Origin of the sequence: Nitrosospira sp. NRS527, from assembly GCF_018406445.1 — a bacterium.
GTDB classification, from domain to species: Bacteria; Pseudomonadota; Gammaproteobacteria; order Burkholderiales; family Nitrosomonadaceae; genus Nitrosospira; species Nitrosospira briensis.
The window spans coordinates 610,889-631,385 of the sequence record NZ_AP024515.1; the positions used below are offsets into that span (position 1 = coordinate 610,889).

The 20,497-nt window shown below is 55.8% G+C and carries 18 protein-coding genes and 1 tRNA gene; 17 read left to right on the forward strand and 2 right to left on the reverse strand.

All coding sequences use genetic code 11. The features are described 5' to 3' along the window. The first annotated feature begins 4 nt into the window (after window positions 1-4). The 6 genes from KJS40_RS02770 to KJS40_RS02795 all read left to right on the forward strand — a co-directional run bounded on the left by KJS40_RS02770 (window position 5) and on the right by KJS40_RS02795 (window position 4,624). Window positions 5-79: transfer RNA gene (locus KJS40_RS02770), tRNA-Gln, on the forward strand. Window positions 80-248: 169 nt separating this feature from the next. Then, a complete protein-coding gene (locus tag KJS40_RS02775; protein WP_107728910.1) occupies window positions 249-1,199 on the forward strand; it encodes a ribose-phosphate pyrophosphokinase in 951 nt (316 codons plus the stop codon). A 128-nt stretch (window positions 1,200-1,327) separates the two neighbouring features. Further along, window positions 1,328-2,023 carry a 50S ribosomal protein L25/general stress protein Ctc gene (locus KJS40_RS02780; RefSeq protein WP_213538979.1) on the forward strand — a complete coding sequence of 232 codons (696 nt, stop codon included), beginning with the start codon at window positions 1,328-1,330 and terminating at the stop codon, window positions 2,021-2,023. A gap of 305 nt (window positions 2,024-2,328) precedes the next feature. Next, a complete protein-coding gene (pth, locus tag KJS40_RS02785; RefSeq protein WP_213539689.1) occupies window positions 2,329-2,919 on the forward strand; it encodes an aminoacyl-tRNA hydrolase in 591 nt (196 codons plus the stop codon). 102 nt (window positions 2,920-3,021) lie between these two features. Beyond that, the gene (gene ychF, locus KJS40_RS02790) at window positions 3,022-4,113 is read left to right on the forward strand and encodes a redox-regulated ATPase YchF (protein WP_213538980.1); all 1,092 of its coding nucleotides are present in this window, start codon (window positions 3,022-3,024) and stop codon (window positions 4,111-4,113) included. Window positions 4,114-4,306: 193 nt separating this feature from the next. Next, window positions 4,307-4,624 (forward strand): Arm DNA-binding domain-containing protein, encoded by a 318-nt coding sequence (locus KJS40_RS02795; protein WP_213538981.1) that lies wholly within the window; start codon window positions 4,307-4,309, stop codon window positions 4,622-4,624. 85 nt (window positions 4,625-4,709) lie between these two features. Here the strand turns inward: KJS40_RS02795 and KJS40_RS02805 are convergent, their stop codons facing one another. Continuing rightward, window positions 4,710-4,982: a hypothetical protein gene (locus tag KJS40_RS02805; protein ID WP_213538982.1), complete on the reverse strand. Its 273-nt coding sequence runs from the start codon at window positions 4,980-4,982 to the stop codon at window positions 4,710-4,712. Window positions 4,983-4,989: 7 nt separating this feature from the next. On the opposite strand from KJS40_RS02805, the gene KJS40_RS02810 reads away from it, so the two are divergent. From KJS40_RS02810 to KJS40_RS02840, 7 genes are all read left to right on the forward strand, one after another. Continuing rightward, on the forward strand, window positions 4,990-5,523 hold the full coding sequence (locus tag KJS40_RS02810) for a site-specific integrase (protein WP_213538983.1): 534 nt from the start codon (window positions 4,990-4,992) through the stop codon (window positions 5,521-5,523). Window positions 5,524-5,781: 258 nt separating this feature from the next. Then, entirely contained in the window at window positions 5,782-6,096 is a 315-nt protein-coding gene (locus KJS40_RS02815; protein WP_244859673.1) for a hypothetical protein, read from the forward strand. Continuing rightward, the gene (locus KJS40_RS02820; RefSeq protein WP_244859674.1) at window positions 6,093-8,894 is read left to right on the forward strand and encodes a class I SAM-dependent DNA methyltransferase; all 2,802 of its coding nucleotides are present in this window, start codon (window positions 6,093-6,095) and stop codon (window positions 8,892-8,894) included. Before KJS40_RS02815 ends, KJS40_RS02820 begins: the two co-directional genes overlap by 4 nt. Beyond that, the gene (locus KJS40_RS02825; protein WP_213538984.1) at window positions 8,885-10,138 is read left to right on the forward strand and encodes a restriction endonuclease subunit S; all 1,254 of its coding nucleotides are present in this window, start codon (window positions 8,885-8,887) and stop codon (window positions 10,136-10,138) included. The genes KJS40_RS02820 and KJS40_RS02825 overlap by 10 nt, the downstream gene beginning before the upstream one ends. 276 nt (window positions 10,139-10,414) lie before the next feature. Next, window positions 10,415-11,461: a hypothetical protein gene (locus KJS40_RS02830; RefSeq protein WP_213538985.1), complete on the forward strand. Its 1,047-nt coding sequence runs from the start codon at window positions 10,415-10,417 to the stop codon at window positions 11,459-11,461. A 45-nt stretch (window positions 11,462-11,506) separates the two neighbouring features. Continuing rightward, window positions 11,507-14,635, forward strand: coding sequence for a type I restriction endonuclease subunit R (locus KJS40_RS02835; RefSeq protein WP_213538986.1), 3,129 nt, complete (start codon window positions 11,507-11,509; stop codon window positions 14,633-14,635). Beyond that, the gene (locus tag KJS40_RS02840) at window positions 14,632-15,342 is read left to right on the forward strand and encodes a SprT family zinc-dependent metalloprotease (RefSeq protein WP_213538987.1); all 711 of its coding nucleotides are present in this window, start codon (window positions 14,632-14,634) and stop codon (window positions 15,340-15,342) included. The genes KJS40_RS02835 and KJS40_RS02840 overlap by 4 nt, the downstream gene beginning before the upstream one ends. 8 nt (window positions 15,343-15,350) lie before the next feature. On the opposite strand, the gene KJS40_RS02845 is transcribed toward KJS40_RS02840, so the two are convergent. Next, window positions 15,351-15,896: an integrase domain-containing protein gene (locus tag KJS40_RS02845; RefSeq protein WP_213538988.1), complete on the reverse strand. Its 546-nt coding sequence runs from the start codon at window positions 15,894-15,896 to the stop codon at window positions 15,351-15,353. A gap of 804 nt (window positions 15,897-16,700) precedes the next feature. Here KJS40_RS02845 and KJS40_RS02850 point away from each other — a divergent pair. From KJS40_RS02850 to KJS40_RS02865, 4 genes are all read left to right on the forward strand, one after another. Then, the gene (locus KJS40_RS02850) at window positions 16,701-18,425 is read left to right on the forward strand and encodes a di-heme-cytochrome C peroxidase (RefSeq protein WP_213538989.1); all 1,725 of its coding nucleotides are present in this window, start codon (window positions 16,701-16,703) and stop codon (window positions 18,423-18,425) included. 340 nt (window positions 18,426-18,765) lie between these two features. After that, on the forward strand, window positions 18,766-18,960 hold the full coding sequence (locus tag KJS40_RS02855) for a hypothetical protein (protein ID WP_156304345.1): 195 nt from the start codon (window positions 18,766-18,768) through the stop codon (window positions 18,958-18,960). Window positions 18,961-19,496: 536 nt separating this feature from the next. Then, window positions 19,497-19,793 carry a zinc ribbon domain-containing protein gene (locus KJS40_RS02860; protein WP_213538990.1) on the forward strand — a complete coding sequence of 99 codons (297 nt, stop codon included), beginning with the start codon at window positions 19,497-19,499 and terminating at the stop codon, window positions 19,791-19,793. Between the two features lie 17 nt (window positions 19,794-19,810). Further along, window positions 19,811-20,482, forward strand: coding sequence for a DUF502 domain-containing protein (locus KJS40_RS02865; RefSeq protein WP_213538991.1), 672 nt, complete (start codon window positions 19,811-19,813; stop codon window positions 20,480-20,482). The last annotated feature ends 15 nt before the right edge of the window (window positions 20,483-20,497 follow it).

Below are 20,497 nucleotides of genomic sequence, written 5' to 3' on the forward strand. Positions count from 1 at the left end.
TTATTGGGGAGTCGCCAAGTGGTAAGGCACCGGATTTTGATTCCGGCATTCGTAGGTTCGATCCCTACCTCCCCAGCCAGTTTTCAGGTTTTGAAGTATAAGGAACCTCCGAATAATCCCACGCGCGCTCCACGGAAGGCGTAGTCAGGCTTTCCAGGCCCAGTCAGATCAGATGTGCGAGAGCCACTTGTATTCGCTTGAATCCCTCGGTTCCAGGTTCAGAATTTTCAAACTTATAGCTTCCAGCCATGGCCTACGATAGCTTGATGGTTTTTACCGGCAACGCCAATCCCAAGCTGGCGCAGGATGTGGTGCGGCATCTGAATATCCGTATTGGCCGTGCGACGGTGGGTCGCTTCAGCGACGGCGAGGTAATGGTGGAAATCCTCGAGAACGTCCGGGGCAAGGATGTATTCGTTTTGCAATCCACCTGCATGCCCACCAACGATACGCTGGTAGAGCTGCTGGTCCTGGTGGATGCGCTGAAGCGGGCCTCTGCCGGGCGAATTACGGCGGCGATACCTTATTTCGGCTATGCCCGCCAGGATAGAAGGCCGCGTTCGGTGCGGGTGCCAATCACCGCCAAAGTGGTGGCGAACATGCTGACCACCGTCGGGATAGATCGATTGCTGACCATGGATCTGCATTCGGACCAGATTCAGGGATTTTTCGATATTCCCGTGGACAATATTTATAGCATGCCGATCCTGCTGGGCGATCTTTGGAAAAACGATTACCAGAATCTGGTAGTGGTTTCTCCTGATGTGGGCGGCGTGGTGCGGGCCAGACAGATGGCAAAACGCCTGGAATGTGATCTGGCAATCATAGATAAGCGCCGCCCGAAATTTAACGTTGCCAAGGTAATGAACATAATCGGCGAGGTTGATGGGCGTACCTGCGTAATCATGGATGACATGGTGGATACGGCCAACACCCTGTGTGAAGCAGCCCGGGCTTTAAAGGAGCAAGGGGCGGAGCGTGTACTCGCTTATTGCACCCATCCGGTACTGTCGGGCAATGCCGTGGAGCGCATCGAGAATTCCGCCCTTGACAAATTGGTGGTCACCGACACGATTCCATTACGGGAGGACGCCAAAGCCTGTGCCCGTATCCATCAGTTGAGCGTGGCAAGTCTGTTGGGGGAAACGATGCTGAGGATCAGCAATGAAGATTCGGTGAGTTCACTGTTCATGGAATAAAAAGGACATATCTGCGAATTCGAAGGAAGAGAAAAAAAGAAACATCTCGACAAGAATTCGGAGACCGGTACAAGTTTTATTAATCAGGATCATCTGGTCGCGGATGATCCACATTGTGGAGAAAACAGATGCAAATTGAAATCAGCGCCAGAAAGCGCGTACTGCAGGGCAAAGGTGCGAGCCGCCGCCTGCGTGGTTCCGGCGTCGTCCCGGGAATCATCTACGGCGGAGAAAACCCGGCCCAGGCAATCGAGCTGGATCATAATAATCTTTATCATAAGCTCAAGCTCGAAGCCTTCCATGCCTCCATCCTGTCCATGGATGTGGAAGGCCAGAAAGAACCGGTTCTCTTGCGCGACATCCAGATGCACCCATTCAAGCTCCAGGTGTTGCATATCGATTTCCAGCGTGTCGACCCGAACAAGAAAATACACATGAAAGTGCCGCTGCACTTCGTTAACGCGGACATTGCTCCCGGAGTGAAACTCTCCGGCGGGATCGTCAGCCACGTGCTTACCGAACTGGATATTTCCTGTTTGCCCAAGGATCTGCCTGAATTCATTTCGGTTGATCTGGCCGAGCTAGCCTCAGGAAACACGCTGCATCTGAGCGATCTCAAGCTGCCGGAAGGCGTGGAAATCCCAGCCCTCGCCAAGGGCGACAATTTGCCTGTAGCGACCATCGTCATTCCGCGGGGAGTGGCTGCGGAAGAAGCAGCGGTCGTGGCCGCGGGCGATATCCCGACAACGGTACAGAAGAAAGAAGCTCCAAAGGAAGGAGAGAAAAAGGATTCCGGCAAGAAAGACGGGGGAAAGAAGAAGTAAACCCTGTAGTTTACGTAAGGCCCGCTGGAGCCATGTTTGTTCCGGCGGGCTTTTCTTTAATATGCCTATGCACCATTCTCAGTTTGACGCGGGTAGGGCTTGGGTAGGGCTCGGGTAGGATGGGTGGAGCGTAGCGCAACCCATCAAAACTACGCAACATGACACATTAACCACAGCCGTATATCAGCGATGTTGCTTTGGCAGGGCGTTGAGAATAACAAAATGATGAGTTGCACCACGCTCCGCAGTCCCTGCTGAAAACCGTACAGAGGCATATTGTTTAATGAACAAGCGTATTTTTCCTTCTGTCGGATTCAATGAAACTCATCGTCGGCCTGGGCAACCCCGGTAAGGAATATGCGGCCACGCGCCACAATGCGGGCACCTGGTGGATATGCAGGCTTGCGGATGAATTGCGTATCACGTTAAAAGCAGAAGCGCGGTTTCATGGCTTGTGTGCGCGCATCGGCCAAGGCGATTCGGAATTGTGGCTGCTCAATCCCCAAACCTACATGAACGCCAGTGGAAAAGCCGTCGCCGCTTTATGTCGTTTTTACAAAATCCAGCCCGAAGAAATCCTCATAGTCCATGACGAACTGGATTTGCCGCCGGGCACCTCCAGGCTGAAGCTGGATGGCGGACTGGGTGGGCATAATGGCTTAAAGGATATTGCCGCGCATCTTGCCACCAGGGAATTCTGGCGCCTGCGCATTGGCATCGGCCATCCAGGCGACAGAAATGCCGTGGTTAATTATGTCTTGCAGCCGCCGCGCAAGGAAGAAGCGGCGCTGATAGACGAGGCTATTCACCGCAGTCTGGCGGTATGGCCGCTCATCGCGGAAGGAAATTGTCAGGCTGCCATGATGAAATTGCATACCAAAAGTAGTAAAGAATAAAGGGTAAGTCTTGAGAAAGACTGCGCATTCATTTTCTCCTTCTCACCTCTGCCATTCGTGACCGTTTCTGGTCGGTTCGGCATTTACCTCTCCAAATAAGCTATGAGCCTGAAATGCGGTATCGTTGGGTTGCCCAACGTAGGAAAATCAACTCTATTCAATGCACTGACCAAGGCCGGCATCGCCGCGGAAAATTACCCCTTTTGCACCATCGAGCCCAATATCGGCATAGTCGAGGTGCCTGATCAGCGTCTGGCCAAACTCAGCGCGATCGTCAAACCGCAAAAGATCCAGCCGGCCATCGTCGAGTTCGTCGATATCGCCGGCCTTGTGGCGGGTGCATCCAAGGGCGAAGGGTTGGGCAACAAGTTTCTGGCCACCATCCGTGAAACTGATGGGATCGTCAACATGGTGCGCTGCTTCATCAATGACAACGTCGTGCACGTCGCCGGCAGTGTTGATCCGGTGTCGGACATCGAGACCATACAGACCGAACTGGCGCTGGCCGATCTTGCTACCGTCGAAAAGACATTGCAACGTGAAACCAAGCTGGCCAAGTCCGGCGCCAAGGATGCCATCAAGCTGGTGGCATTGCTGGAAATGACGCAGGCACACCTTGACCAGGGCAAACCCGTCAGGAACCTTGGGCTGGACAAGGAACAACAGCAATTGCTGAAGCCGCTCTGCCTGTTGACCGCCAAACCGGCCATTTACGTGGCAAATGTTGACGAAAAAGGATTCACCGGCAATCCACTGCTTGAACGCGTGCAGGAATACGCCGCGCGCGAGGGCGCACCGGTGGTGGTGGTATGCGCAGCCCTGGAAGCGGAAATTGCGGAGATGCCCGACGAGGACAAGCAAATCTTCCTGGACGACATGAACCTGGAAGAGCCGGGACTGAATCGGCTGGTCCGCGCTGCGTACCAGTTACTCGGCCTGCAAACCTATTTCACTGCCGGCGTGAAAGAAGTGCGCGCCTGGACCATATCAAAAGGGGATACTGCTCCCCAGGCTGCCGCCGTGATTCATACCGATTTCGAGAAAGGCTTCATCCGTGCCGAGGTCATCGCTTACGAGGACTTCATTGCGTGCAAAGGTGAGCAAGGAGCCAAGGAGGCCGGCAAGATGCGGCTCGAAGGCAAGGAATATGTGGTCAAGGATGGAGATGTGATGCACTTTCGGTTTAATGTCTGACGATTTTTTCTGATCTCAGGAGCGTTCAGTAGCGCTCAGTGGATTAAGTAGGCCTTTTTAAATCAATGGCTTGTAAAACATACGCTTTGCTGAGCGTCCCTATCGTTCATCGAGGTCTGAAAAATTCGGGGGTAGCGTTGGGGGTACTCGTGTTCAACCGTGGGGGTACTTTTCCCCGCAGTGGAGTCCAACGATGCCCGAGAATCTGCTCACCGACGCCAAGGTCAAGGCGGTCAAACCTGCTGATCGAGACTGGAAACTTTCAGACGTCGGGGGTTTGTTCCTGCTGGTCAAGCCCACCGGCGGCAAGCTTTGGCGGTGGAAGTATCGCCTGCAAGGCAAGGAAAACCTCTTTGCCATCGGCAGCTTTCCCCAGGTAGGCCTTGCTGAGGCACGTGCTGTCCGAGAGAAGGCGCGCTCCTTGGTCAAGCAAGGCATCACCCCGCCCATGAGCGGCAGCGGGTCAACAGCGCAATCTGGAGGCGCTGGAGGAACGCAAGCGCGCCCGTGAAAGCTCATTCGCCAAGGAGGCGCAGGCGTACCTGGCCGAAATCAAACTCGCCAAGGAGGCGCAGGCGTACCTGGCCGAAATCAAACTAGCCGTAGCGCTCAGTTCCTACCGCACGAAGGAATCCCGCATCAGGAAGTACCTGTCTCCAAAGTTCGATGGGATGCCAATGAGCGATATTGGTGTCAAGCAGATTCGCCCGCGGCTGGAAGAATGCAAGGCCCATGGCGCGTGGGCGGCCATCCACGTGAAGGGAGACCTTTCGGCCATTTTCGAGTTTGCGCTGGTGCGCGGTCTGGTTGAAGTCAACCCAATCCCTGGCCTGCGCGGGCTGCTGCGCGTGCCAAGTCAGCGAGAGCAAGGCCGCGGTGACTCGCGCGCAGGTCCAGAGGTTCTACCAGGCGTTGCGTGGCTACAGGGGGTATCCAGAAACCGCGCTGTGCCTGCGCCTGATCGCATTGACAGCATGCCGCCCAGGGGAAGCCGCCGATGCCGAGTGGGAGGAGTTCGATTTTGAGGATGCTGTGTGGGACCACATCAGCCAGCTATCCACGCAAGCTATTGCCGTTTTGAAAGACTTGCAGCACATCACTGGTGGCGGGCGCTATTTGTTCCCGTACAAGAGTGGAAAAGGCTTTACTACGCCCAATCGTCTTACCTACGCTATGCGCGATATGAACCTGGAGCGCGGAACGACACCGCATTGTTGGCGTACAACGTTCTCGACATGGGCCAATGAGAACGGATTCCGGCCCGATGCGATTGAGCGGCAGCTTGCCCATGTGGAAAGCAACAAGGTTCGGGCGACCTACAACAAGGCACTTTTGCTGGATCAGAGAAGGTCACTGTTACAGGCTTGGGCGAACTATCTGAGTGCGACAGAACACGACGGCACCGAATAAGGATGAAAACACTCCACCCAAATGCTGCAAGCGTGATCGGACTGTCGACGGATGGGGCCCGCCGGGCAATTGGTAGGGAGCGGCTTGGGCTTGAGGGCTGCCTTTTGCTTTTCTGGGTAGGGCCATTGTTCCTTGTGCGCCATTCCCTTGCCATTTGCCTTTGCAAATGATCGGAGGCTAAGAATAGGGTAATCTAAGCCCTAAATGGGGTAGTTTAGGTCAATGATGCCCTTTTTCTGAACCCTGGTTGACTACTTCTTGGGCGCCTTGCTGCGGGCCTACCGCGAGTTCGAGGAGCGTGTCGGTACCATGGAGCGTGGCCGTGGCAGCAAGGGTGACCGGGTGCGCACGGAAGTGCTGGGGCGCAGTCTGCCGTTTTCGATTTCGGAGATCGAGGAAGCCTGCCCAGGCGTGAGTCGGGACATGGTGCGGCTAGTGCTGCGGGCAATGAAAGCCGAAGGATTGATCGAATCAACAGGGCAAAGGACGTGGGGCGAAGTGGGCTCGCATCGTCGAAAAGCTGGACACCGCAGAAGACGCAGAGTCGGCATCCAACCAGGCCGGCAACAATGATGGATATTGAAGTGACAAGTACCGAAAAGAAGATCGAGCGCTTTATCAGCACGCTCGAAGCAATGGGCGGTTCCGCTGGTAACCAGCGGCTGCGCGAAGCATTGGGATGGCAGGAATCCACCTATGACAGCATCAAGCAGCAATTACTTGATGAGAGCCGGATTGTTTCCGGCCGTGGGCGCGGCGGCTCGGTCGCCTTGTCCGCAACTGTCTATGCTGCAGATGCGGAGGCCCCTACATTGCTGGGGGTCCGTGAAGCATCAGCGCCATACCTGAAGACAAAGGCGAAAACAGGTTCGTCATTAGAAGCGAAAGCTTCTGCTGCGCCGACGACCTCCCTCCCCACGCCGCGCAACAGCGTGGTCAAGAAGTCCGACCTCTACAGCTCCATCTGGGCATCGTGCGACGAGCTGCGCGGCGGCATGGACGCCAGCCAGTACAAGGACTACGTCCTGTTCATGCTGTTCATCAAGTACATCAGCGACAAGTACGGTGACAGCGACGACTTTGTCCCGCCCGTCGTCATCCCGCCCGGCGCTTCGTTCAAGGACATGGTGGCGCTCAAGGGCAAGGACGACATCGGCGACAAGATCAACACCCAGATCATCCAGAAGCTGATCGAGTCCAACACCAAGCTGGCGCGCAGCGATTTCCCGGACTTCAACGATCCCAACAAACTCGGCGAAGGCGCCGCGATGATCGAGCGCCTGGGCAACCTGATCGCCATCTTCGAGAAGCCTGAACTGAACTTCGGCAACAACCGCGCCGACAACGACGACCTGCTCGGCGATGCCTACGAATACCTGATGCGCCACTTCGCCCAGGATTCCGGCAAGAGCAAGGGCCAGTTCTACACACCGTCCGAAGTCAGCCGCATCATCGCCCAGGTCATCGGCATCTCACGCGAGAACACCAAAGGCTCTACCACTGCTTACGATCCGACCTGCGGCTCGGGCTCGCTGCTATTGAAGGTGGCTGCCGAGGCGGGCAGGCAGATCACCCTGGAAGGGCAGGAAAAGGATGTGACCACCGCGGGCCTCGCGCGGATGAACATGATCCTGCACGACTTCCCCACTGCGACCATTCTCAGCGGCGACACGCTGGTCAATCCCAAGTTCAAGGACGGCGAGCAACTGCGCACCTACGACTACGTGGTCGCCAATCCGCCGTTTTCGGACAAGAAGTGGTCCACCGGTCTGAATCCGAGCAACGACCCCTACCAACGCTTCACCTGGGGCCAGCCGCCGGCTAAGCAGGGCGACTACGCCTACCTGCTGCACGTCATCCGCAGCATGAAGGCCACCACCGGCAAGGGCGCCATCATCCTGCCGCACGGCGTGCTGTTCCGCGGCAATGCCGAGGCCGCCATGCGCCGGCATCTGGTGCGCTCCGGCATCCTCAAGGGCATCATCGGCCTGCCGGCCAACCTGTTCTTCGGCACCGGCATCCCCGCCTGCATCTTGGTGCTGGACAAGGAAAACACAGCAGCGCGCAAGGGCATCTTCATGATCGATGCCAGCAAGGGCTTCATCAAAGACGGCCCCAAGAACCGGCTGTGCGAGCAGGACATCCACCGCATCGTCGATACCTTCCGCCGGGGCATAGATGTGCCCCGCTACGCCCGCATGGTGCCGTTGGACGAGATCGCCAGCAACAAGAACGACTACAACCTCAACCTGTCACGCTACATCGGCAGTAGCGAACCGGAAGACCTACACGACATCGACGCCCACCTGAACGGCGGCATCCCCGAGCACGACATCGATGCTTTTGCCGCCGACTGGCAGGAAATGCCCGGCCTGCGCAGTACATTATTCGAGGCTGAGCGTTTCGGCTATGCGCGGCTGCGCCAGCCTGTGGCCGAGGTACGCCAGACCATCCTGGCCCACCCGGAATTCCAGCGCTTCCGCACCAAGGTGGAAACGCTGTTCGACAAATGGTGCCGGGCCGTTACCCCGCTGCTGACCGGCATCCAGCCCGGCGACAACCCCAAGGCGCTGATCGCGAAAGTCTCCGAAACTCTGCTCGCCACCTTCCAGGCCGCACCCCTGCTCGACCCTTACGACGTCTACCAGCATCTGATGGACTACTGGGCCGAGACCATGCAGGACGATGCCTACTTGATCGCCGCCGACGGCTGGGTAGCCCTGTCTCGGCGTATCCTGGAAACCGATAAAAAGGGCAAGACCAAGGACAAGGGCTGGACCTGCGACCTGCTGCCCAAGCCTTATATCGTTGCTCGCTACTTCGCCTCCGAGCGGGCCGAACTGGACGCGAAGCAGGCTGAACTCGAAGGTCTCACCAGCCAGATCGCTGAATTGGAAGAGGAACACGGCGGCGAGTATGGACTTCTTTTCGAAGCTCAGGATGAAAAAGGAGCGCTGATCAAAGCTAGCGTCAGCCATCGTTTGAGTGCCGCTGAAGAAGGTGGTATCGACGTTGCCGAGCCTGGTGAAATCCCGCTGCTGTGCAAATGGTTGAAACTAAACGTGAAAGAAACTGCGCTGAAAAAAACGGTCAAGACACTGGAGGTGAGACTCGACCAGAAAGCCTATGAACACTACGCCGCCCTGACCGAAGTCGAAGTCAAGACGCTGGTGGTAGAAGACAAGTGGATGGCCCGTCTGCAACAGGACGTGCAGCAGGAACTGGAGCGCGTCTCGCAGACACTGACTCAGCGCATCCGCGAACTGGCCGCACGCTACGAAACCCCGTTGCCGAAGCTGGAAAGTGACGTGGCGGCTCTCAGCGCCAAGGTGGAAGAGCACCTGAAAAGGATGGGGGCGACATGGAAGTAAGGCCGGGCTACAAGCAAACGGAAGTGGGAGTGATTCCGGAGGATTGGGATATTCGGGGATTGCTTGACGTCGCCCGAATTGCGAACGGTCAGGTTGATCCCAAAAATGAACCTTTCCGCTCTATGGTCTTGGTTGCTCCAGATCACATTGAAAGCGGTTCTGGTCGCTTGCTTGAAAAGCGAACTGCTGCGGAGCAGCAGGCTATCAGCGGAAAGTATCTTTTTCACCTCGGTGATGTTGTCTATAGCAAAATTCGGCCATATCTGCGCAAGGCAATTCTTGCAGACTTCGCAGGGCTCTGCAGCGCAGACATGTATCCCCTGACACCAACTGAGGCGATGCTTGGCGGATACTTACTCCCGATGCTCCTGGCGCATCGATTTTCAAAATATGCTGAATCTGTATCTATTCGAAGCGGGATGCCGAAGATTAATCGGGCTGAGCTTGCTGATTTCTCTTTGCCTGTTCCTGATATTTCAGAACAACGCGCTATCGCCACGGCCCTCAGCGACATGGACGCGCTGCTGGACGGACTGGATCGCCTGATCACCAAAAAACATGCCATCAAGCAGGCCGCCATGCAGCAACTCCTCACCGGCCAAACCCGCCTACCGGGGTTCAGTGGAGAGTGGGAGGTGAAGCGCTTGGGCGATCACCTGAATTTCTTGAAGAACGGTGTGAATGCGCGCGCCGAGCTTTCGAGTGCTGGGGATATCCGGTACCTACACTACGGCGATATTCACGGATCTCAGCACCTGCTATTGGACCCCGCCAAGACAGCAATGCCTTATCTGCCAAGCGCCAAGGCAAAACGATTGGATCGCCTGAGAGATGGCGATCTGATCTTCGCTGATGCTTCCGAGGATTTGGACGGAGTAGGCAAATCGGTCGAGATTCAGAATGCTGAAGGCGTCGAATTGGTTTCAGGGTTACATACCATGGCCGTTAGGCTCGACAAAGCTGTACTAGCTGATGGCTTCAAAGCCTACATCCAGTTCATCCCATCATTCCGTTCACATCTGCGACAGTTGACATCGGGAACCAAGGTTTATGCCACCAATCGAGCGCATATTGTTGGTGCCGAGTTGAAGCTCCCCGGAACGGATGAGCAGAAAGCCATAGCATTATTGCTCAGTGATATGGAGGCCGAAATCACGGCCCTCGAAACCCGCCGCAACAAGACCCGCGCTCTTAAGCAGGCCATAATGCAGGAACTGTTAACTGGGAGAACGAGGCTTGTATGAAGATCTTGACGATCCTTCCACAGGAGGGAGAGTGCTGTGGCCAATAGAAAGCGCATTGCTGATAACGGGTCAGTGGCTGAAATGCTCCGGCTTATTCAAGGTGCCAGCAGCATCGAAAGTCTATGGCGAGCTTTTCCACTGCTTCAGCAAGTGTTCCCCCAGCTCAAGGGTGCGTCGGAGAAGCTCGCGGAACTGAAGGAACAATCCAAGATCCTCTTGCTCCCGGATCGTTTCAACGAACTCTTCGCTTCCTCAGGGTGGATCGCTTATGAGTCCATGAGCCTGGAGGTGATGAAACAGGCTATAGGAACGTTCGAAGAAAAAGGTCTGGATGCAGCAGAAGACTATCTGGCCAGTTCCTATGATGCAGATGCCTTAAAGTGGGGCCTTCTGAGATTTAACGGGCATCCTGAGTTCAGGAAAAGGATTCGCTTGGCCGAACTGGCAAGAGATGATTATTTGGCAGACCGTTATTATGCCTGCATTCCTTTGCTTCTGAGTCTGCTGGATGGCTTGGTTAGCGATGTTTCCCGGCATGTTGGGTTCTTTGCTGACAATGCCGACCTGACTGCATGGGACTGCATCGCAGCCCATGAGTCCGGGCTTCAGACGTTGGCGGGATTGATGACCAAGGGAAGGAATAAAACGAACGAAGAACCCATTTCAGTTCCATACCGCCACGGCATTCTCCACGGGCGAGAACTGGCATTCGACAATCGCATCGTGGCAGCGAAGACGTGGGCGGCACTGTTCGCAGCACGAGATTGGGCAGGAGCACTTGCCGAAGGCAAGAAGAGTCCGACTCCCAAACAAGATTCAACCTGGAGTGAAATCTTCCAGTCGCTTCGGAAAAATCAGGAAACCAAACGCCTCCTTGATGCATGGAAACCGAGAGTACCAGGCGACCTTGCCCACCTTCCGTGCGAGGACCTGTTGCCCTTGTTACCGGATAACTCACCAGAACATGCAGTGGCTGAATTCATGGAAAACTGGAAGCAAGGAAGGTTTGGTCCGCTTGCCGACGCTTTGTCTCACACATACGACATGGCGATGGGGAAGAAAGCCGGGGAAGCGAAGCGCGATTTTGGGGGCCAGACGGTTATTTCCTTTCAGATCATGGACGTAGAAGACAGTACGCCTGCATTTTCTACCGTTACCATCAAGGCAGCCTTTAGCGGGGAAAACGGAGTTTTCGAGATCGAACTGAAAGTGGCTGCTGCCTACCAGGATGAAAAGGGATTTCCCATGTGTCGTCTTGGATCTGACGGTAAATGGAAGCTGATCCAAAACTCATTTCGTAGCGTAATTTATGGCCATGACTAAATCGGTCGATCAGGTCTGGTCGCCAAAGCATGTTGAGGCTACAGCATGAGCCAGATATCGCGCAGCGAACGCGCCACGCAGAACCGCGTGGTCAAGTATTTCACGTCCCCGCCAGCGGATGGTGGCCTCGGCTACGACTACCTTTGCAACTGGAGCAAGCGCGACAACAACCGCGCCATCGAAGTCGAATTGTTGCGCGCCAATCTGAGTGCGCGCGGTTACTCGCCCGCCCACATCAGCGCCGCGTTGCAGAAGCTGGAAACCGCAGTGGACGTCACGGGCATGACACCCTACCAGGCCAACCTGCGTGCGTACCAGTTGCTGCGCTACGGCGTACAAGTGCAGGTTGCCATCGGCCAATCCCATGAAACGGTGCAGTTGATCGATTGGGTGCATCCAGAACGCAATCACTTCGCGTTGGCCGAGGAGGTCACGCTGAAAGGAGGGAACACGCGCCGGCCGGACATCGTGCTCTACCTCAATGGCCTGGCCGTGGTGGTGATCGAACTTAAGCGCAGTTCGGTGGAGGTGGGTGATGGCGTTCGCCAGTTGATCAGCAACCAGGAACAGATCTTCAACCAGAGATTCTTCAGCACCGTGCAGTTGCTGTTGGCGGGCAGCGATGCGCAGGGACTGCACTATGGCACCATCGGCACGCCGGAACAATTCTTTGTGCAGTGGAAGGACGAGGAACCGGGAGTGGCCCTTTCGGGAACGTCGGGTGCCTTGCTGGACCGTCCACTGGCGCAGATATGCCGGCCGGATCGGTTGCTCGACCTGATCCGCAATTTCTTGATCTTCGATGCCGGTCAGAAGAAGGTGCCGAGGCCGCACCAGTACCAAGGCATCAAGGCCGCGCAGGCACGCATCCGGCAGCGCGAAGGCGGCGTGATCTGGCACACGCAGGGCAGTGGCAAGAGCATCTTGATGGTGTTGCTAGCCAAGTGGTTGCTGGAGCACGACCCGCAGGCGCGGGTGCTAGTGGTGACGGACCGCGACGAGTTAGACAAGCAGATCGAAGGGGTGATGCGCAACTCCAGGGTGATCGATCCGGAATCGCCCTCGCCGCGCATCACCACGCGAGCAGAGTTCGTGCAGAAGCTCGGTGCCACCGCGCCGCGCCTGCTGTGCGCGCTGATCCACAAGTTCGATGCGGCCGACCTCAAGGGCGAGCCGCCGCCCATCCATGGGCGTTTCTACGTGTTCGTGGATGAGTGCCACCGCACCCAGGGCGGCAACATGAACAAGCAGATGAAGCGCTGGCTGACCGACTCCATCTTCATCGGCTTCACCGGCACGCCGCTACTGCGAAAGGATCGGCAGACCACGCGCAACATATTCGGCACTTACATCCACACCTACAAATTCCATGAGGCTGTGGCCGACAAGGTGGTGCTGGATCTCAAGTACGAAGCCCGCGACGTGCCGCAACGGTTGACCTCGCGCAAGGCCATCGACGCCTGGTTCGAGAACAAGACGCGCGGACTGAACAATTTCCAGAAGGCCATCCTGCGCAAGCGCTGGGCGACGATGGAAGAGTTGATGAGCGCCAAGGAGCGCAAGGATCGCATCGTTGCCGACATCATTGAGGACTTCAGCCTCAAGCCGCGCCTGAACAATGATCGAGGTACGGCGATCCTGGTAGCGGCGTCGATCTACGATGCCTGCCATTACTACCGGCTGTTCCAGAACACGCCGTTTGGCCGGCAGGTGGGCGTCATCACCTCCTACGAGCCCAATCCTGCTACAATTTCCCGCGAATCATCCGGTAGCGACGAACGCTACAAATACGACACGTACAAGCAGTACGTGTTGCGCGACGACCGCAGCACTAAACAGTACGAGGACGAGATCAAGCGCCGATTCATCGAGGAACCGGCACGCATGAAGCTACTGATCGTGGTCAGCAAGCTGCTCACCGGCTTCGATGCGCCCAGTTGCACCTACATCTATTTGGACAACGAGCTGCACGACCACAATCTGTTCCAGGCCATCTGCCGTACCAACCGACTCGATGGCAACGACAAGGACTATGGCCATATCGTCGATTACAAGGAACTGTTCGGCGACGTGCAGCAGGCGATTGCGGTGTACAGCTCCGACGAACTGGACATCGACAAGGGCAACGGCGGCGACAACAACGTCTACCTGAAGAACTGGCTGGATGAGGGCCGCAAGCAACTGGACGAGGCGCGCGAAGCGCTGCACTACCTGTGCGAACCGGTGCCGCAGCCGCGCGAGCTGGAGCAGTTCATCCACTATTTCTGCGGCCATGCCGGCAACCCGGAAGCCCTGGTGAAAACCGAGGCGCTGCGCATCGCTTTTTACAAGGCCGTGACGACCTATCTGCGCGCCTTTGCTGCTATCGCTCAGGATCTGACCGGGGCGGGCTATTCGGACGCCGAAACCGAGACCCTGCGGAGGGAAACCGAGTTCTATGCAGAAGTGCGTTCGGCGATCAAGCACTACAGCGGCGAAGAGCTGGACATCAAGCCCTACGAGGCCGACATGCGCCATCTCATCAACACCTACATCCAGGCGGAACCGGCGCAGGCCCTGGGTGAACTCGGCGAACTGTCACTGACCGAGCTGATCATCGAGACCGGCATCCACGATGCCATCGCCCGCAAGCTCAACGAGAAGGGCCGGCTGTCGAAGAATGCCATTGCGGAAACCATCATCAACAACGTCCGCAAGACCATCATCCGCGACCGCCTGACCGATCCACGTTTCTACGAGCAGATGTCCAAGCTGCTCGATGATCTGATTCAGCAAAGCCGTGAGGGCACCGAAGCCTATGAAAAATTCCTGCGTGATGCCGAAGCCCTGGTGAAGAAGTTGCACGAGCAGCAGCCCGACAGCGATGAGCCCGCCGTCTTGCGCGGCAACGCCAGTGCGCTGGTGATCTACCGCAACCTGCCGGATATTGTTTCCGACGACACTTTATCCGAGGAAAACGTCGTAAGGGAGCCGGCGGCAGATTACGGCGACCAGCTGGCCCTGCTGGCGCTGAAGATCGACCGCATCATGCGTGAGGAAGCTCCAGCGAGCTGGCGCGGCGACGAAGCCAAGGAGCGCATCGTCCAGAACTTCCTGCATCCGCTGACAGGCCGGGATCGTAAGGCCACACTCAGGCTGTTCGATTTGCTGAAGAATCAGCCAGGCTACCCATGACGCAGACGCACATACGGCTGGGCGGACTGGACATCGCCGTCACCTTCAAGGCGGTGAAGAACGTCCACCTTTCCGTGCATCCACCTCAGGGCAAGGTGACTCTGGTGGCACCGACCGGCACGCGACTGGAGGTGGCGCGCGTCTATGCCATTTCCAAACTGGGCTGGATTCGCCAGCAACAGGCGCAGTTGCATGCACAGGCGCGCGAAACGCCCCGCCAGTTCGTCACGCGGGAAAGCCATTACATCTGGGGCCGCCGATATCTGCTCACGGTGGTGGAGCAGGATGTCCCGCCTGCCGTGAAAATGGATCACCGGCGTATCACCCTGAACGTCCGTCCTGAAACCGATACAAGTAGGCGCGAGGCCATCTACCAAGCTTGGCAACGATCCTTGCTGCACCACGCTATCCCTCCCTTGATCGAACGTTGGGAACAGCGCATCGGTGTCAAGGCGGCTGGCTACTTCCTTCAGCGCATGAAAACTAAATGGGGCAGTTGCAATCACCGGCGCACTCATATCCGACTCAATACGGAACTGGTCAAGAAGCCTCGGGACCTGCTCGAATACGTGATCGTGCACGAGATGATCCATTTGATTGAGCCGACGCACAGTGAGCGCTTCATCGCGTTGCTGGATCAGCACTATCCCGCTTGGCGGGAGGCCCGTGCGGAATTGAATGCGCTCCCGTTGGGGCAAGCAGCCTGAATGCTGTTCTACCGGCCTAGGTAAATCGAGACGACACCGATCCACTCATGCCCTAGATCACGACTGATGATCTGCCGAGCTTGTCGATCTTGAACACGTTGAGCAGGGGGCATGCTCGAATGATGAATCCCACCAGTCGCTGGTGCTTTCCAGCCCGTCAATACTTCATACCGCATCTGTGCATAATGATGCCGCAGCCCGCACATGTTGCTCAGCGCCGCCACCTTGCACTGCCCGTCATAGACATGTCGCTGCTGGATGTAGGCCTTGTGTGCTGGGATCAATGAGCCCGAGCCCACCAGCCGATGGATTTCGTCTAGCACTGCACGTTGCTCCGGCGTCGTGATCAGCACTGTTCGGCCGCGGCCGCCTTTGGCCCAGGAGCCCTTGATGGCGATATGGTCGTCACGGTCGACATAGCTGAGCTGGAACTTGATGGACTCTTCGCGACGCAGCCCGAAGACCGCTTGCAGGCGCAGGCTCATGCGGACGTGGGGATCGGTGATCCTGTCCAGCCTGTCCCCCAGATCCTTCGCCTTATACTCGTTGATCACGTAACAGTGTTCGGGAATGCCCAGCCTGGTGTTTGGTGTTGTCCGCTGGCAGGGCACCTGCCTTGCCGATCTTCTCGGCCCATCAGCGTAGGTGCGCCAGGCGGTTCAGCGGATGTCCTGGACGGAAGAATCTGGACGGAAGAACACCGGATGGCGTGTGACAGCGAAGATGGCTGGATGAACCAGCCCGAGGATGAGGAAGGCTCTGCCCGTGGGTAGGTTGGCACACCAAAACGAGCCGAGGTGTGCCAGGGATGGTTCTTGTCGGAGCGTGGATCGGACCATCTGTAACAACATAACCACACAGAAGCTATTACTCAATGCTTGAATAGCGAGAAAAACCCCCTTCTTCTTTTCTGATTACCCCTGTTTTACCTGCTCCATACTTCTTTCAGTCTCTTTTAGTTCTGATTTCGGGTCAGCCAAGGCAGCACCTGCGGCTGGATCCTCAAACCATCCATTAGCGACAGTATTCTCCAGTTTCCCTCCGTTAAGGAGGCGGTGACAAGCTCCAACGCCCTCGTGGCGGGGGAGTCGAAAATCAATAATTAATAAGAGCGCACTGCGCAATTGTACCGCCAGGCATCAACTGACCTGTATTCCGGGGCGACCCGGCATCCAAGTCAGCTTGATCCATTCAACCGGGAGGTTTCCGAAATTCGTCGATAACTTGTGACTCTCGCTCATAAGGATTAGGTGTTGGCGTACACGTTGACACTCAAATCTTTCATGCAACGTGAGGCAGCAGGAACGCGACGGATCCATGAGATATCCCGATTCATTAATCAAGAGGGGAGATAAATCTTGAAAATCAAAGTTCTATCCTGTATTGGCAGCATTCTATCCACCTTGGCCTTGCTCGTGCCCCCGGCTTTAACCGCCGCCGAACCCGTGCTCATGGACCAAGGCACGAAATGGACAGCCTCAGATCGAAAGGATTTCTATAGTCGTGACCAAGGGTCACGCATCATGCCGTTGCGCTGGATCTCCGCACTGAAGCAGCCAAACGGCCAGCCATTCATGGCTGAAAGCCTTGGCCGATACGGCTACCTGCCCAATAAAACCAGTAAGCCCGCAGGACTACCTATTGGATTTACCGTTGCCAGTGGAAGCGAAGAACAGGAAATTGGCATGAATTGTTCCGCCTGCCATACCCGCCAAATTGAGGTTGACGGCACCGCATATCTGATCGACGGTGGGCCGGGAATCATCGATTTCCAGAGTTTCCTGGCTGACCTCGATGTCGCCGTGAACGCCATCCTGACAAATAAACAGGCGTTCACGGATTTCGCGCACGCTGTACTGGGTCCGTCGGCGACCTCAAAGGACAAGGAGACGTTGCGAGCGGCAGTGAAGGCCTGGTATTTGCCCTATCACACGTTGATTGGACGTTCACTTCCTGACCAGCCCTGGGGGCCGGCGCGACTCGACGCCGTATCGATGATCTTCAACCGGCTCGCCGGCCTCGATATTGGTTCTTCGCCTACTCGCATGATCCCGGAGAACATTCAGCCAGCCATCGCGCCGGTACGCTATCCGTTCCTCTGGAATGCCGCAATTCAGGACAAGACCCAGTGGCCTGGTTTCTCCAGCAATGGCAACGATATTCTTGGCCTTGCCAGAAATCTTGGAGAAGTTTATGGCGTATTTGGGATTTTTCGTCCAAAGAAAGATGCGTGGCATCTGCTCGGAATCGACTACCTCCACAAAAACTCGGCTGAATTTCAGGGGTTGGGCGCATTGGAAGATTTGGTAAAAAAAATAGGCCCTCCCAAATGGATATGGAAGGTAGATCAGGCACTTGCCGATAAAGGCAAGGAGATCTTTGTACGCAATACTGCACAGGGTGGCTGCGCCGATTGCCATAGCATCAAACCGGGGCAAACCCGATTTCCCAACCAAAAAACCTGGGCCACGCCCGTGATGGATGTCGGTACGGATTCCAGGGAGTACGAGGTTCTCGGCCGGACCGTCAAGACGGGTGTGCTTGACGGCGCGAAAATTCCGCTTCTCGCCAAGCCGCTAAAGCCCGTCGATACCGCCTTCAATGTTCTGAGCACGGCCGTCCTCGGCTCCATTCTTCAGCACTACGTTCCCGTTCTGATGAAAACCGAAGACGAAGCTCGGATGAAGGGTGCACAGTCTCCTTTTCCGCCGGAAACAGAATCTCTTCGCGATGCGTTCATGGCGCCCCCAATGGCTGCCACAGCCACACCTTCCTACGCGTATGAATCGCGCGTCCTCGAGGGCATCTGGGCTGCTGCTCCCTATCTTCATAATGGATCAGTTCCCACGCTGGCGGAGTTGCTGAAACCGGCGGCTGAACGGGTGAGTTCCTTCAAGGTCGGTCCGGCTTACGATACAGTTAATGTAGGCCTTGCCATTGAGCAGACCAAGTTCGACTATACGCTGGCGACTACGGATTGCAGTGATCGGAATTCCGGCAACAGCCGCTGTGGTCATGAATTTGGTACTACACTTTCGGCTGACGAGAAAAAGGCATTGCTGGAGTACCTCAAAACGCTTTAATCGAACCATATCAAATGCTGCTTCTTCGATATCGAAGAAGCAGTTTTCAGGCATCAAGAATATTTCCTGTTTAACGTCCGTTCGCCACTCGCGTCTTTTTGACATTTCGAGAAGTATCAGGAGTTCCGAAAATCTTCAAGGAGGACCGCACCCCATATCACTGATGCGCACTACTGAGGGGCCGAGCCCGAGGGCAAGCGCTACCGTGTGATTACCAGGGCGTTTTATCGAGGTGCCGGCGTGGGCGCCAATTATTGCCTATACTGTATTTGTATAGCCCGATAAATCGTGACTGAATAAAATTTTTCGAAATCAGGTGCGAGATAAATATGGAGGAGTTATGAGATACAAAGTCCTTATAACACCTGCCGAGCCATCGATAAACGGCGAGCCTAATTACAGCGGCGTTCTAGCTGATTACGATATCGAAGCCGACTCCGAAACTGAGGCTGGAGATCTGGCGTTCACTCGATTTTGTCAGGAAAAACCTTATCGTTCTCTCAATCGCGACGATTACATCATAAACGTGCATTGAGATGGGATGTGCTATGCCGACCTGATCTGCGCTGTAGATCTGCCTGAGAATATGCTCGACCCATTTTCAATATCCACGCATCAGTATTTTACTCGGGGGCACTTTCCTGTTTCCTATGTCCACTTCCTACCCTAATCACACAAACTCCGTATCCCAGCATTAATCCGAGGCTCATCCAGACGTATGCCTATGAACCATTCTCCGTTTGACATTTGTACAGCTTGGGTAGGATGGGTGGAGCGTAGCGCAACCCATCAAAACTACGCAACGCGGCACATTAACCGTGATCGGACACCCCCGCTGTCGATTTGGCAAGGCGCGGGAATAAGTGAGTGATGGGTTGCGCTACGCTTCACCCATCCTACTGCTACCACCGCTGATCGCACAAGCTCCGTATCCCGACATTAATTCGAGCTCATCCAGGTATATCCGGCAGCCCCATCTTGTAATCCCCGCTTGCAGCCCATATTTCCCGGTTAACCAAGTGGTTGAGGTATAATTTCATTTTTTCTATTCCGCTGTATTGGAGGGCTGTCATGCCGATCTATGAATACCGTTGCGGGTCCTGTGGTTTTGAAAAAGAATATCTGCAAAAGGTGAACGATGCGCCGGTTGCGGCGTGTCCTTCGTGCGGCAGCGATGCTTATGTCAAGCTTATTTCCGCTGCGGGTTTTCAATTGAAGGGTAGCGGCTGGTACGCTACCGATTTCAAGAACGGTGCAAAGCCGAAACCGAAATCCGATGTGGAAGCGCCAGCCGCCGTCAAGAGTGAAACCGGACCTGCGGCAACACCGGCTGCGGGTGCCGCGTGCCCGGCCTGTCCTGGTGAGTAAGTTTCCAATCACCTGATATGAAACGCTATTTCATTACCGGGCTTCTGATCTGGGTGCCTCTTGGCATTACCGCCTGGGCGTTGAGATTTCTCATTGGTACCATGGATCAGTCTCTGCTGCTCTTGCCGGAGAACCTGCGTCCTGAAGCGTTTGTGGGCGTATATGTGCCCGGTGTCGGTACGGTGTTAACCTTGCTGGTGGTATTTCTCACCGGCTTGCTGACGACCAATATTATCGGCCAGCGGCTGGTGATATTCTGGGAAGGTGTTTTATGGCGCATACCGGTCGTAAAATCGATCTATTACGGGGTCAAGCAAGTCAGCGATACGCTATTTTCCAGTCAGGGGGAGGCGTTTCGTAAGGCATTGCTGGTGCAATATCCGCGTAAGGGTTCGTGGACCATTGCGTTCATGACCGGACATCCGGGCGGCGATGTAGCCAATCATCTCAAGGGAGACTATGTGAGCGTCTATGTGCCGACTACGCCCAACCCCACTTCCGGATTCTTCCTGATGATGCCGAAAAGTGATGTGATCGAGCTCGACATGAGTGTGGATGCGGCATTGAAATATATTATTTCCATGGGTGTCGTCGCACCCAGCAATGGTAAAAAAGACGCGAATCAATCACAGGCAGCGCTGCTGCATGGCAGCGGCGCTGCCAGTTCCGCTTCAAGCGACAAATCCTGATTTCTTATTCCCCCA